Source organism: Luteibacter sp. HAY1-4A (genome assembly GCF_056755355.1).
This window is the reverse complement of sequence record NZ_JBNDHZ010000004.1, coordinates 99,378-112,045: the sequence shown is the minus strand read 5'-3', so window position 1 is coordinate 112,045 and position 12,668 is coordinate 99,378. Positions and strand designations below refer to the sequence as shown.

The window sequence follows — 12,668 nt, the reverse complement described above, 5'->3', positions numbered from 1 at the left end:
ACCCCAGGTGTTGCACTGGGGCAAGCCCCGGACCGGCCTGGTGTTGCGGGAGGGCATGGTGTTCACCATCGAGCCGATGTTGAACCAGGGCCGGCGCGCCGTCCGCACCGAGGACGATGGATGGACCGTGGTCACGCGCGACGGCCAGCTGTCGGCCCAGTTCGAGCACACCGTAGCCGTCACGCAGAACGGCGTGCGGGTGCTGACCTTGCGTGCTGACGAAAAAGCGACGTAACCCAAGGTGCCGCCTGATCGAGGATGCGATGTCATGACCCAAGACGATCTTGCGAACATCTACCGCGATTACATCGCCTGCCTAAACACTCGGGATTGGGACAAGCTCGGACGGTACGTACACGCCGATGTCCGTCGCAACGGTGTCGTGCTCGGCCTGGATGGATACCGGCGCATGCTCGAGGACGATGTCGATCGGATACCCGACCTCTTCTTCGACATCCGGATCCTCATCGCCACGCCAGCGCATGTCGCGGCCAGGCTGTGGTTCGATGTCATGCCCAAAGGGGACTTTCTCGGCCTTCCCGTGAACGGCCGGAAGGTGGGCTTCGCGGAGAACGTCTTCTACGAGTTCCGCGAGGGCCGCATTCAAGAGGTGTGGTCGGTTATCGACAAAGCCGCCATCGAAGAACAGCTTGAAGGAGCCAGCTGACCGAGGCCTACGCCAGCCGTTCCAATAACGCCATGGCGTTCGGTATGGCCTCGCCGCGTGCCGTGTTGTCGAAAATGCACCAGACGTCCTGCTTCTTCGCCTGCGCGGCACGTATGTGCGCCGCGATGCCGTCGAGGAAAGCGTCGTCGTAGGCGGAGTAATAAATGTGGGGACTGCCGTGCAAACGGAGATAGAGAAGGCCCGGATCGCCGTCGCAAACCGCATCGGCGACAGGCTGCGGATCCGCCTGCACGCACGCGATGCCGGCGTCCTTCAAGATGCTGCTACCCAAAGGCGTGAACCACGTGGCATGACGTGGCTCGCAAGCGACAGGTAACGACGTGCGCTTACGCAGCAGCGTGAAGAACGCGGTGGCGTCACGCTTCTCGAGCGTGAGGCTCGGCGGCAATTGAACAAGGATGCAGCCCAGCCTGTCCCCGAGCGAAGCGATCTCGTCGAGGAAGGCATCCAGGGGCGCCTCGCATTCCCGCAAGCGCAACTCGTGGGTGATGGTGCGCGGCATTTTCACACTGAAGCGAAATGACTCGGGCACGCTCCGGGCCCAGCGCTCGTAAGTCTTCGGCTGGTGCGACCGATAGAAAGAGGTGTTGATTTCCACGCAGGGAAACACCTGCGCGTAGCGCTCCAGGTGAGTGCCTTCCGTGGCGAAGTGGCCGGCTGCCGTCGAGGGAACCGACCAGCCGGCACAGCCCACGCGGATCGAGGGTTTCGCGCGCTTGGACCGGTTTCGTTCACTCATGGTGCAAGGCCAGGGCTCCGTCTTTATCGATCGCCGCTGCCCGTATACCTTTGCATACGTGTACGAACCGAGACGCCCGCAACTCGTCAGCCGAACTTGACGAGGTCCTTGAAGATCAGGCGACCCCAGGTCTTTCCCCGTGCATGCACGAGCCATCCGCCTTCGGCGAGGCCACCAAGCTGGATGGGCGCAAAGCCGAGCTGCTCCGCAAGCACGCCAACCTCCGCTGCGGCGGCATCGTCGTCGCTCGACAGGAACACGACCCGCCTTCCCCCGTGTACGGCCGGGTCCTGGTCGAGGACAGAAGCGCCCAGGTGATTGAAGCCCTTCACCAACCGGGCGCCGCTGAATGCTTTCGCGACGAACGCGGAGGACGGTAGCCCTTCCAGTTCCTCGAGCGGAGCCTGCGTGTTCATCGCATCGACAACGGTCTTCCCCTTCCAGTCGTGCAGTGCTTTTGCGACTTCCGGATGCGATTCGAAACGAACGGCCAGAAAGATGATGTCCGCCTCGAGGGCCTCCGCCAGCGTCCTGGGAATGACCGTGGGTCCGATCGCGGCAGCATCGGCTGCGAAGCTTTCCGGATCGCGTGTCGTCGCGACGGCCACTTCGATACCGTTGCGGGCGAACGCCCTGGCAAGTGCGTGGCCGATCTTGCCGAAGCCAATGATGGCGTAGCTCATGGATGTCTCCTTCTTACCCGGCATGTTCAGAGTTGTGCCAGGCCGCCGTCGACGGCGACCTCGCTGGCGGTCATGAAGCTGCTGTCCGACGATGCGAGAAAGGCGGCGACGGCCCCGATCTCCGCCGGATCGGCCATACGCTGCAGCGCGGTCATCGCTCCGTAAGCCTTCTGGCCCTCCTCGCCCAGCGCTTCCTTGGCGAGTTCGGTCGCCGTCGGTCCGGGCGACAGCACGTTGACGCGGATGCCTGTGCCCTTCAGGTCTTCCGCCCAGGTCTTGGCGAGGTTGCGCACCGCGGCCTTGCTCGCGCTGTAGGCCGTGAATCCAGGGGCGCCCGTCGTGCCGGCGCTCGATCCGGTGAGGATGATCGAACCGCCAGGGCCCATCAGCGGCAGCGCTTTCTGAACCGTGAAAATCGCGCCTTTGACGTTGGTGTCGAAGGTGTCGTCGATGTGCTCGGCGGTGATCTGGCCGAGAGGAAGCGGGCTTCCCGCCCCCGCATTCGCGAAGACGATATCGAGGGTTCCGCGCTCGGCTTTCACCGCCGCATAAAGGCGATCGAGGTCGGCAAGTTCGGAAACCGAACCCTTCACCGCGCGAGCCTGGGGACCGAGCTCCGTCACGGCGGCATCGAGGGCCTTCTGTCGACGGCCGAAGATGAAGACGAAAGCGCCTTCCTCGATGAAGCGCCTTGCCGCGGCAAGGCCGATACCCGAAGCGCCGCCGGTAATGACCGCGGTCTTTCCAGTCAGTCTGTTCATGTCATGTGCTCTTCGCAGGAGTTGCCGGAAGGTGGAGAAACGCCGCGTGAGGCGTTATTATGTGGACCACTGATCCGGATATAACGACTATATGGATCACTGATCCACTTTGTCAAGGCACTCATGCGAGCCGACGCCCAAAAAAATCGCAGCCAGATCCTCACCGTCGCGCGCGACGTGATCGCCGAGCACGGTGCGGAGGTGTCCATGCGCGATATCGCCCGCCGCGCTGGCGTGGGCCTGGCCACCCTGCTTCGTCATTTCCCGACGCGAGAGGCATTGTTCGAGGCGTTGCTGTGCACCCACCTGGACGCCCTGACCCAGAGGGCGGACGAACTCGCAGCCTCGGCATCGGCAGATGAAGCCCTGCTCACGTGGTTCCGTGAACTGGTGGTATTCACCCAGGGCTACAGAGGTGTCGTCGCCATGATGGCGGCCGCGCATGCCAACCCGGAATCCGCACTTTACGCGTCATGCGCCGCCGTACACGACGCAGGTGCGCGACTGTTGTTGCGTGCCCAGGCGGAAGGCACGGCTCGCGCCGACATGACCGGGGACGACCTGTTCGCGTTGATTACGGCGCTCGGCTGGGCGGTCGACCAGCCCTCATTCGCGGCGCGGGCGGATCATCTCGTGCATCTTGTTACGAGCGCGATTCTGACCAGTCGGACCAGCAACAGTCAGAGGTCGCGCCACGATAGCCGGCGATCCTGTTAGGTCCTGTCAGCTTGCCGGATTGCGTGCCGTGACGATCCACGCCGCGCCGTCCATCATCACCGACCGCTCGCCGGGGAGTCCCGCGAAGACGGCACGAACCGCAGCCGAGGCACGGGCGCGGACGTCGTCGGGCTGACCAGCGAGCGCACGCGACAGCGGGCCGCCCTCGAACGCCATCTTCACCGCGTCGTCGATCGCCGCATCCCGCGTCTCGCCCTCGCCGAACGGGGTAGAAGCATCGAACCGCTCGATAGCGATATCGGTGAAGCCGGCCGCCGTCAGGATGCGCGCTACGCGCTGTCGGTCGCCGAACGAGAATGGGCCGGGTGCTTCCGGATCAGGCGGCGCGGTGGGCGGGACGAGGCCCTTGATCGCACCCATTGGCAGGCGCACCCAATCGTTCTCGGCCGAGCCGCGCCAGCAGACGAAAGCGACCCGCCCGCCTGGCCGGAGCGCACGCCGCATATGGGCGAACGCCCCTGTCGGATCGTCGAAGAACATCACCCCGAAACGCGAGAACAGGAGGTCGAACTCGCCCTCGGCCAGCTCGGCGCTGCTGGCATCGGCCACCTGGAACAGGGCCGGCGTACCCGGTGGCGTAAGCGCGCTCGCTCGAGCGATCAGCGGTTCGGAAATGTCCACGCCCAGCACGTGGCCGCCCGGGCCGACGCGCGCGGCCAGAGCCAGACTCGACGCGCCCGCGCCGCAGCCGACGTCGAGCACGCGCTCACCCGTCGTGGGCGCGGCGGCTTCCAGCGCGGCCTGGCCAAACACCGCCAGCATGGCGTCAAGCCGAGCCTGGTTGGCGACCCAGTGCTCCCCGCTTTGGCCATTCCAATCGGTTACCTGATACGCGTTTTGCTCTGCCACGCCCTTTTCCTTGTTCTGATTCGGATGTCAGTGACTCAGCAGGTGGTGTCTGCGAAGTTCTTCGGAAAGTGCAGCGGAATCGGTAAACACGTGTCCGAGTAGCCCGGCTTCGCGCGCACCCGCCACGTTCGCTTCACTATCATCGACAAAAAACGCTTCCGCGGGAGCGACGCCCAACACATCGATGCACTTGAGGAAAATTTCGGGCGAAGGCTTCGTGGCGTTAAAAGATGCGGATGCGAACACATTCTTGCCAAAGAGGTTCGCGATAGCCGGGCACAAGTAGCCGATGTTGTCGGCCACGAGTTGACTGTTATTGGTCAGCACGGCAATCGTGCACGTCCTGGATACCTCTGCTGCCAGCGCCAGTACCTCAAGGTTTGGAGTCATCGATTCCCGGCGCGCTCGTAGCCAATCTTCGAGCGACACCGTGCAGCCGAGCAGGTGGCTGGTTTCGCGCAGATACGTGGCGCTGTCGATCAAACCCGCGTCGGCTTTCGCTTCGAGTCCGGAACCCCATACGGCGTCTACGACTTCGTCCAATGACCGATTCGACAGCGACGCCAGGTATGAGACACGCGCTGCCCGGTCGTAGTGAACCAGGACGTCGTCCATATCGAACAGAGCAAGTGAGATTGGCATTCAAAGGAAGGTAGGGACGAATTTCCGAGCAAAGGTCAATTTGAAATATGCGTCTAATCGTAGTTTGGCTACGACAACGACGATATATCCAAACGATCAACCCTCCTCGAAGGACGAACTCACTCCCACTCGATCGTAGCCGGCGGCTTCCCCGAAATGTCATAAACAACGCGAGAAATACCACGCAACTCATTGATAATACGGGTAGAGCACTTGTCAAGGAAGTCGTAAGGCAAGTGCGCCCAATGCGCCGTCATGAAGTCGATCGTCTCCACGGCACGTAGCGCGATCACCCACTCGTAAGCGCGGCCGTCACCCACGACACCCACGGAGCGAACCGGCAGGAATACCGCGAATGCCTGGCTCACCCGGTCGTACAGGCCGTGGGCGCGAAGCTCCTCGATGAAGATCGCATCCGCGCGCTGCAGCAGGTCCACGTATTCCGGCTTTACCTCGCCGAGCACGCGCACGCCGAGGCCCGGACCCGGGAACGGGTGGCGGTAGACCATCTCGCGCGGCAGGCCCAGCTCGACACCGATGCGGCGCACTTCGTCCTTGAACAGCTCGCGCAGCGGTTCCACCAGCTTGAGCTTCATGTGCTCCGGCAGGCCGCCGACGTTGTGGTGGCTCTTAATGACATGCGCCTTGCCGGTCTTGCTGCCGGCGGACTCGATCACGTCGGGATAAATGGTGCCCTGGGCCAGCCACTTCACGCCTTCGAGCTTGGCGGATTCCTCGTCGAACACGTCGACGAACAGGCGGCCGATGACCTTGCGCTTGGCTTCCGGATCTTCCACGCCCGCCAGCGCGTCGAAGAAGCGCTGCTTCGCGTCCACGCGAATGACGTGCACGCCCATGTGCTCGGCCATGGTGGACATGACCTGGTCGCCTTCCTGGTAGCGCAGCAAGCCGGTGTCGACGAAGACGCAGGTGAGCTGGTCGCCGATGGCCTTTTCGAGCAGGGCCGCCACCACCGAGGAATCGACGCCGCCGCTGAGGCCCAGCAGCACGCGATTGTTCCCGACCTGGGCGCGCACGCGCTCCACGGCGTCGTCGATGATGTGCGCGGCGTCCCAGAGGGTGGCCGAACCGCAGAGGTCGACGACGAAGCGGCGCAGCAGTTCCATGCCGCGCTTGGTGTGGGTCACCTCGGGGTGGAACTGGAGGCCGTAGAAGCGGCGCTTGTCGTCCGCCATGGCGGCCAGCGGCAGGCTCGGTGTCGACGCGGTGACGCTGAAGCCTTCCGGGATCGCGGTAACGCGGTCGCCGTGGGACATCCACACGCCCAGCGATTCGCCGTCCTGCACCACGGTTTCGAACAGCGCGCAGCCGCCGAAGGTGATGGTGGCCGGGCCGAACTCGCGGTGATGGCCGGCCTCGACCTTGCCGCCCAGCTGCTCGGCCATGGTCTGCATGCCGTAGCAGATGCCGAGCACCGGCACGCCCAGTTCGAACACCACCTGCGGCGCGCGCGGGGAGGCGTCTTCGGTGACGGATTCAGGGCCGCCGGAGAGGATCACGCCGCGCGGCGCGAAGCCACGGATGTCTTCCGGCGCGTGATCCCACGCCCACACTTCGCAATAGACGCCGATCTCGCGGATGCGGCGGGCGATCAGCTGCGTGTACTGCGAACCGAAGTCGAGGATCAGGATCTTGTCGCTATGGATGTCGGTCATCGTGGCAGCCTGCGGTTTGAATAGCTGAAAAAGCAGAACGCCCACTTGCGGCGGGCGTCCTGGGTCACCTGGAGCGAGCGCCGGGGCGCGTCAGTCCAGGCGGTAGTTCGGTGCTTCCTTCGTGATCTGGATGTCGTGCGGATGCGCTTCGCGCACGCCCGCACCGGTCACCTTCACGAACTGCGCCTTGGCGTGGATTTCCTCGACGGTGGCCGCGCCCATGTAGCCCATGGAGGCACGCAGGCCGCCGATGAGCTGATGAATGATGTTGCGCAGCGGGCCACGGTACGGCACGCGACCTTCGATGCCTTCCGGCACGAGCTTGTCGGCGTCCGCTTCGTCCTGGAAGTAGCGGTCCTTCGAGCCGAGCTGCATGGCGCCGATGGAACCCATGCCGCGATAGCTCTTGTACGAGCGGCCCTGGAAGAGCTCGACCTCGCCCGGGGCTTCTTCGGTGCCCGCGAACATGGAGCCGAGCATGACCGACGACGCGCCGGCGGCCAGCGCCTTGGGGATGTCGCCCGAGTAACGAATGCCGCCGTCGGCGATGAGCGGGATCTCGCCCTTCAGCGCCGTGGCAACGAGGTCGATCGAGGTGATCTGCGGCACGCCGATACCGGTGACGATGCGGGTGGTGCAGATGGAGCCCGGGCCCACGCCCACCTTCACGGCGTCGACGCCGGCGTCGAGCAGCGCGCGCGCCGCCTCGCCCGTGACGATGTTGCCGGCGATGACCTGCACCTGCGGGTAGCGCTTCTTCACCCAGCCGGCGCGGTCGATCACGGCCTGCGAATGGCCGTGCGCGGTGTCCACCACGATGACGTCGACGCCGGCTTCGACCAGCGCTTCGACGCGCTGCTCGGTGTCGCCGGCCACGCCCACCGCGGCGCCGACCACCAGGCGCTCGTGCGAATCCTTGGCGGCATTCGGGTTGTCGCGGGCCTTCTGGATGTCCTTCACCGTGATGAGGCCACGGAGCTGGAAGCCGTCGTTGACGACCAGGACTTTCTCGATGCGGTTTCTGTGCAGCAGCTGCAGCACTTCGTCGTGCGACGCGCCCTCGCCCACCGTGACCAGGCGGTCTTCGCGGGTCATGATGTTGCGAACGGGGTCGTCGTGCTTGCGCTCGAAACGCAGGTCGCGGCTGGTGACGATGCCGACCAGCTTCTCGCCGTCGACCACCGGCACGCCGGAGATGTTGTGCGCGCGGGTCAGCTGGAGCACTTCGCCGATGGAAGTGTCGGGGCGCACGGTGATGGGATTGCGGATGACGCCGGCTTCGAACTTCTTCACCAGGCGCACTTCGGCGGCCTGCTGCTCGGCCGTCATGTTCTTGTGGATGATGCCGATGCCGCCGTTCTGCGCCATGGTGATCGCGAGGCGGGCCTCGGTCACGGTGTCCATGGCGGCGGACACGATGGGGATGTTCAGGCGGAGACCGCGCGTGAAGCGCGTCGAGGTGTCCACATCACGCGGCATGACCGTGGAGTGGCCGGGAACCAGAAACACGTCGTCGTAAGTGAGTGCCTCGGCAAGGATGCGCATAGCATTAGTCCCGCGAGTAAATCGCGGCATTATAGCGTGCGTTGCAACAAAGCGACAGATAGCGGCGTGGGAAGACTTCTGTGGGAGCCGCTTCAGCGGCGATGGAGCCTCGCGACAGGGTTGCCTGCTGCCGCGGGATCGCCGGCATAGCCGGCTCTCACATCTTCCACATGGCCGGCTGCCGCACTTCAGGCGTCGATGGCTTCCGCGGCCTCGAAGGTGTTTTCCATCAGCGTCGCGACCGTCATGGGGCCTACGCCGCCGGGCACCGGGGTGATCCACGAGGCGCGCTCAGCAGCCGGAGCGAACTCCACGTCGCCGACGAGGCGGCCGTCCTCGAGGCGGTTGATGCCCACGTCCACGACCACCGCGCCCGGCTTCACCCATTCGCCCTTCACCAGCCCTGGCTTGCCGGCCGCCACCACGAGGATGTCGGCCTGGCGCACGAAGCTGGCTAGATCCTGCGTGAACTTGTGGCAACAAGTTACTGTACTTCCTGCAATTAGCAGTTCAAGAGCCAGGGGCCGGCCGACATGGTTGGATACGCCCACGATCACGGCGTGGCGGCCGCGCACCGGACGGTCGGTGTGACCGAGCAGCGTCATCACGCCCTTCGGCGTGCAGGGGCGCAAGCCGAAGCGGCGCAGCGCGAGACGACCCACGTTCACCGCCTGGAAGCCATCCACGTCCTTGCCGGGATCGATGCGGTCGACCAGCGCGTCCTCGTCGATGTGCTCGGGCAGCGGCGACTGCACGAGGATGCCGTGCACGGCCGGATCGGCATTGAGGCTGTCGATCAGTTCGAAGAGCTCGTCCTGCGTCGTCGACGCCGGAAGGTCGTAACCGAACGAATTGAAGCCGACCTGCTGGCAGGCACGGCGCTTGTTCTTGACGTAGACCGCCGACGCCGGATCGTCGCCGACCAGCACGACCGCAAGACCCGGCGCACGGCGACCGTCGGCCACGCGCTTCTTCACGCGGCGCGCAATGTGCTCGAGCAGTTCGTGGGCGATGCGCTTGCCGTCGAGGATGCGTGCGGTCATGGATGGGTCGCCCTGCGGAAACGAGGCATTATCGCCGATAGCGGAAGCGGATTGTAGGATGTGCCATGGCCATAGATACCCTTCCCTATCCCAAGGACCTCAGCGATGGCGTGGTCACGTTGCGCGCGCATCGGCCCGGCGACGCCGAGGCCCTTGCCGAGGCCGTGCGCGAATCGGTCGACACCGTCGGGCGGTGGCAGGACTGGTGTCATGCCGGTTACGACGTGACAGATGCCGGGAAGTGGATGGCGTCCGCACGGGAATCCTGGCTGCTCGCCGACGGCTTCGAGATGCTGATCGTGGATGCGACCACCGGCCAAATCCTCGGCGGCATGGGCGTCAATCAGCGGAACAAGGAGCAGCGTTTCGCCAACCTCGGGTATTGGGTGCGGCAGTCGGAGCAAGGGCGCGGCATCGCGACCCGCGCCGGGAGACTCGCCATCGGCTTCGCGTTCGCCGCGGTGAAGGTCGCGAGGCTGGAAATCGTCGCGGCAGAGCACAATCTGCCCAGCCGCAGAACGGCTGAACGGATTGGAGGTATTCTCGAAGGAATGCTTCGTAAACGATTGGTTGTCAAGGGCGAATCGCTGGACGCCGCGATGTATTCGGTGGTGCTCGGCGATCCGGCCGCTTCGGCTTCGTAAGTTCGCCCGGAAGCGGGCGAGCCGAAAAACCTCTCACCCCGCCGCGGCACACATCCGTTCGAGATCTACATACCCTTCGAACCGGGCGTCCACACCGCACCCCGGGCAATGCGGATCGCGACGCAACGTCAGTTCGCGGAAGTGCATACCAAGCGCGTCGTAGGTCAGCAGCCGCCCAACCAATGGCTGGCCGATGTCGAGCAACAGCTTCAGTGCTTCCGTGGCCTGCACGAGACCGACCAGGCCGGGCAGCACGCCCAGCACCCCCGCCTCGCTGCAGGTGGGCGCGTCGGCCGCCGACGGTGGTTCCGGGAACAGGCAGCGGTAGCACGGCGAATCGTCACGGCGCGGATCGAACACGCTGACCTGCCCCGTGAACCGCTCGATGGCGGCGTACACCATGGGCACGCCAAGGCGGCGGGTTGCGGCCGCGAGCAGGTAACGCGTGGCGAAGTTGTCGGCCCCGTCGATCACCACGTGGTGATCGCGGACCAGCGCCTCCACGTTCTCCGCGCGCAGACGATCCGCGACGACCTCGACCCGCACTCGCGGATTCAACGCTGCCAGGGTCATGCGGGCGGATTCCGCCTTGCCGAGCCCTACCCGCGCATCGCTGTGGATCACCTGGCGATGCAGGTTCGACCGTTCGACCCGATCGTCGTCGATCAGCGTGATATGCCCGACGCCCGCGGCGGCCAGATACAGCAGCGCCGGTGAGCCGAGTCCGCCCGCACCGATGACGACCACGCGTGCCTGGGCCAGCTTCGCCTGCCCCGCTTCGCCCACCTGGGGCAACAACACCTGGCGCGCGTAACGTTCCGCCGCATCCGAATCGAGCGTTCCCGCCGTTACGGGGAGCCCGGCCGCCTTCCAGGCGCCCATGCCGCCGGCAACGGAAGAGACCCGGCGGTAGCCCAGTCGCTGCAGTGCCTCGGCGCCTAGGAGCGAGCGCTGTCCGCTACCGCACAGCACCAGGATCTCGCGTTGGCGGTCCGGTTCGGCTTGTTCGATGCGGAGTTCGAGGAACCCGCGAGACAACCCCAGCGCGCCGGCGGGCGTGCCGGCGGCGCGTTCGCTGTCCTCCCGCACGTCGACCAGCAAGGCGCCGGCCAGTTGCCGGGTCAACGCCTCCGTGGCCGACACTTCACCCACTTTCGAGCGGATGTCGGACAACCAGCGGTCACGGTTGAGCTCTTCGGTCATGCGTGGCTCCTGGAGACGCGCCGCGGTTCGGCGCCTCCCTTGGCGACGCTATTTCTCGCGTCGCTTCGCGTTGCGGATCATGCGCTGGCGGCGGCGCTGCTGGCCTTCCGTCAACACGTTCTTCTTACCGGCGAAGGGGTTCTCGCCGTCGCGGAAATCGATGCGAACCGGCGTGCCCTCCAGGCGGAAGCGCTTCCGGAAGAAGCCTTCCAGGTAGCGACGATACGCCGGGGCGATGTGCTTGGTGCGGCTGCCGTGGATCACGATGGTGGGTGGGTTGGAGCCACCCGGATGCGCATAGCGCAGCTTCGGCGCGTGGCCGCGCACCAGCGGCGGCTGGTAGGCCTCGTAGGCTTTCTCCAGCGTGCGCGTGAGTTCGCTCGACGACAGTTCCTTCGTAGCCGCCGAATGTGCCCGGACTACCGCCTTCATGAGTTCGCGAAGACCGGAACCATGCAACGCCGAGATGAAGACCGTCTTCGCCCACTCGGCGAACTGCAAGCGCCGTTCCAGGGCCTTCTGGGTCTGCTCGCGCTGGTAGCTGTCCATGCCGTCCCACTTGTTCACGGCGATGACCAGCGCCCGGCCTTCCTCGATGGCATGACCGATGAGCGTGAGGTCCTGGTCGGCCAGGTTCTCACGCGCGTCGATCATAACGATCGTAACCTGCGACGCAGCAATGGACTGCAAGGTCTTGATGACGCTGAACTTCTCTACCGCTTCTTCCACGCGCGCACGACGCCGCACACCGGCGGTGTCGACCAGGGTGTAGCGCCGGCCATCGCGTTCCAGCGGCACCCGGATGGGGTCGCGGGTGGTGCCGGCGACGTCGGACACGATGAGGCGGTCCTCGCCGAGCAGGCGGTTGATCAACGTGGACTTGCCCGCGTTCGGACGGCCCACGATGGCCACGCGGATGCCCTGGTCTTCCAGGGCCGGATCGTCGTCGCGATCGTCCGGGAGGTAGGGCAGCGCCTTGGCCACCAGCGTGTCGACGCCGCGGTTGTGCGCCGCCGACATCGGCAGGGTTTCGGCAATGCCGAACGAGGCGAATTCGCCCAGCGCGACCAGCTCGTCCACGCCGTCGGTCTTGTTGACCACGACGATGACCGGCTTGCCGCTGCGGCGCAGCTCCGTGAGGATCGTGGCGTCGAGCGGCAGGATGCCCTCGCGCGCGTCGACCACGAAGACGAGCAGGTTCGCTTCCGAAATGGCGGCGCGAACCTGCTGGGCGGTGAGACCTTCGATACCTTCGTCGCTACCGGACAGGCCACCCGTGTCCACGACCACGAAGGGCCGGGGACCGAGGCGGCAGACACCGTAGTGCCTGTCGCGGGTGACGCCGGGCATGTCGGCGACGAGGGCGTCCCTGCTGCGCGTCAACGCGTTGAAGAGGGTCGACTTACCGACGTTGGGGCGGCCGACCAGGGCGACGACGGGCAACATGGGGGTACATC

General features: G+C 65.4%; 14 protein-coding genes. 4 read left to right on the top strand and 10 right to left on the bottom strand.

Features of this window, described 5'->3' with window-relative positions; genetic code table 11:
• Window positions 1-235 (top strand): M24 family metallopeptidase (locus ACPYOD_RS02425; RefSeq protein ID WP_481300133.1); only part of this gene is annotated, 235 nt, incomplete at its 5' end.
• Window positions 236-268: 33 nt separating this feature from the next.
• Window positions 269-667 carry an ester cyclase gene (locus tag ACPYOD_RS02420; protein WP_481300132.1) on the top strand — a complete coding sequence of 133 codons (399 nt, stop codon included), beginning with the start codon at window positions 269-271 and terminating at the stop codon, window positions 665-667.
• 7 nt (window positions 668-674) lie between these two features.
• On the opposite strand, the gene ACPYOD_RS02415 is transcribed toward ACPYOD_RS02420, so the two are convergent.
• From ACPYOD_RS02415 to ACPYOD_RS02405, 3 genes are all read right to left on the bottom strand, one after another.
• Entirely contained in the window at window positions 675-1,427 is a 753-nt protein-coding gene (locus tag ACPYOD_RS02415; protein WP_481300131.1) for a DUF72 domain-containing protein, read from the bottom strand.
• A gap of 86 nt (window positions 1,428-1,513) precedes the next feature.
• Window positions 1,514-2,110 carry an NADPH-dependent F420 reductase gene (locus ACPYOD_RS02410; RefSeq protein WP_481300130.1) on the bottom strand — a complete coding sequence of 199 codons (597 nt, stop codon included), beginning with the start codon at window positions 2,108-2,110 and terminating at the stop codon, window positions 1,514-1,516.
• Window positions 2,111-2,136: 26 nt separating this feature from the next.
• Window positions 2,137-2,871, bottom strand: a complete 735-nt coding sequence (locus ACPYOD_RS02405; RefSeq protein WP_481300129.1) for an SDR family NAD(P)-dependent oxidoreductase — start codon at window positions 2,869-2,871, stop codon at window positions 2,137-2,139.
• 123 nt (window positions 2,872-2,994) lie between these two features.
• Here ACPYOD_RS02405 and ACPYOD_RS02400 point away from each other — a divergent pair, with 123 nt between their 5' ends.
• The gene (locus ACPYOD_RS02400; RefSeq protein ID WP_481300128.1) at window positions 2,995-3,588 is read left to right on the top strand and encodes a TetR/AcrR family transcriptional regulator; all 594 of its coding nucleotides are present in this window, start codon (window positions 2,995-2,997) and stop codon (window positions 3,586-3,588) included.
• A 6-nt stretch (window positions 3,589-3,594) separates the two neighbouring features.
• Here ACPYOD_RS02400 and ACPYOD_RS02395 read toward each other — a convergent pair whose 3' ends face one another.
• The 5 genes from ACPYOD_RS02395 to folD all read right to left on the bottom strand — a co-directional run bounded on the left by ACPYOD_RS02395 (window position 3,595) and on the right by folD (window position 9,364).
• Window positions 3,595-4,458: a class I SAM-dependent methyltransferase gene (locus ACPYOD_RS02395; RefSeq protein ID WP_481300127.1), complete on the bottom strand. Its 864-nt coding sequence runs from the start codon at window positions 4,456-4,458 to the stop codon at window positions 3,595-3,597.
• A gap of 27 nt (window positions 4,459-4,485) precedes the next feature.
• Complete coding sequence (locus tag ACPYOD_RS02390; protein WP_481300126.1) at window positions 4,486-5,100, bottom strand: HAD family hydrolase; 615 nt, start codon at window positions 5,098-5,100, stop codon at window positions 4,486-4,488.
• A 119-nt stretch (window positions 5,101-5,219) separates the two neighbouring features.
• Window positions 5,220-6,776 (bottom strand): glutamine-hydrolyzing GMP synthase, encoded by a 1,557-nt coding sequence (guaA, locus tag ACPYOD_RS02385; RefSeq protein WP_481300125.1) that lies wholly within the window; start codon window positions 6,774-6,776, stop codon window positions 5,220-5,222.
• 90 nt (window positions 6,777-6,866) lie between these two features.
• Window positions 6,867-8,321, bottom strand: a complete 1,455-nt coding sequence (guaB, locus tag ACPYOD_RS02380) for an IMP dehydrogenase (RefSeq protein WP_481300124.1) — start codon at window positions 8,319-8,321, stop codon at window positions 6,867-6,869.
• A gap of 188 nt (window positions 8,322-8,509) precedes the next feature.
• Window positions 8,510-9,364, bottom strand: a complete 855-nt coding sequence (gene folD, locus ACPYOD_RS02375; protein ID WP_481300123.1) for a bifunctional methylenetetrahydrofolate dehydrogenase/methenyltetrahydrofolate cyclohydrolase FolD — start codon at window positions 9,362-9,364, stop codon at window positions 8,510-8,512.
• 65 nt (window positions 9,365-9,429) lie between these two features.
• Between folD and ACPYOD_RS02370 the strand changes: the two genes are divergently transcribed.
• Window positions 9,430-10,008: a GNAT family N-acetyltransferase gene (locus ACPYOD_RS02370; RefSeq protein ID WP_481300122.1), complete on the top strand. Its 579-nt coding sequence runs from the start codon at window positions 9,430-9,432 to the stop codon at window positions 10,006-10,008.
• Between the two features lie 33 nt (window positions 10,009-10,041).
• Here ACPYOD_RS02370 and moeB read toward each other — a convergent pair whose 3' ends face one another.
• Entirely contained in the window at window positions 10,042-11,211 is a 1,170-nt protein-coding gene (gene moeB, locus ACPYOD_RS02365; RefSeq protein WP_481300121.1) for a molybdopterin-synthase adenylyltransferase MoeB, read from the bottom strand.
• 48 nt (window positions 11,212-11,259) lie between these two features.
• The gene (gene der / locus ACPYOD_RS02360) at window positions 11,260-12,657 is read right to left on the bottom strand and encodes a ribosome biogenesis GTPase Der (RefSeq protein ID WP_481300120.1); all 1,398 of its coding nucleotides are present in this window, start codon (window positions 12,655-12,657) and stop codon (window positions 11,260-11,262) included.
• Between the last annotated feature and the right edge of the window lie 11 nt (window positions 12,658-12,668).

Coding starts and splice junctions, on each gene's coding strand:
- ACPYOD_RS02370 (WP_481300122.1), top strand. CDS start 9,430: ATGGCCATAGATACCCTTCCCTATCCCAAGGACCTCAGCGATGGCGTG.
- ACPYOD_RS02390 (WP_481300126.1), bottom strand. CDS start 5,100: ATGCCAATCTCACTTGCTCTGTTCGATATGGACGACGTCCTGGTTCAC.
- moeB (WP_481300121.1), bottom strand. CDS start 11,211: ATGACCGAAGAGCTCAACCGTGACCGCTGGTTGTCCGACATCCGCTCG.
- folD (WP_481300123.1), bottom strand. CDS start 9,364: ATGACCGCACGCATCCTCGACGGCAAGCGCATCGCCCACGAACTGCTC.
- ACPYOD_RS02400 (WP_481300128.1), top strand. CDS start 2,995: ATGCGAGCCGACGCCCAAAAAAATCGCAGCCAGATCCTCACCGTCGCG.
- ACPYOD_RS02415 (WP_481300131.1), bottom strand. CDS start 1,427: ATGAGTGAACGAAACCGGTCCAAGCGCGCGAAACCCTCGATCCGCGTG.
- ACPYOD_RS02420 (WP_481300132.1), top strand. CDS start 269: ATGACCCAAGACGATCTTGCGAACATCTACCGCGATTACATCGCCTGC.
- guaA (WP_481300125.1), bottom strand. CDS start 6,776: ATGACCGACATCCATAGCGACAAGATCCTGATCCTCGACTTCGGTTCG.
- ACPYOD_RS02410 (WP_481300130.1), bottom strand. CDS start 2,110: ATGAGCTACGCCATCATTGGCTTCGGCAAGATCGGCCACGCACTTGCC.
- ACPYOD_RS02405 (WP_481300129.1), bottom strand. CDS start 2,871: ATGAACAGACTGACTGGAAAGACCGCGGTCATTACCGGCGGCGCTTCG.
- der (WP_481300120.1), bottom strand. CDS start 12,657: ATGTTGCCCGTCGTCGCCCTGGTCGGCCGCCCCAACGTCGGTAAGTCG.
- guaB (WP_481300124.1), bottom strand. CDS start 8,321: ATGCGCATCCTTGCCGAGGCACTCACTTACGACGACGTGTTTCTGGTT.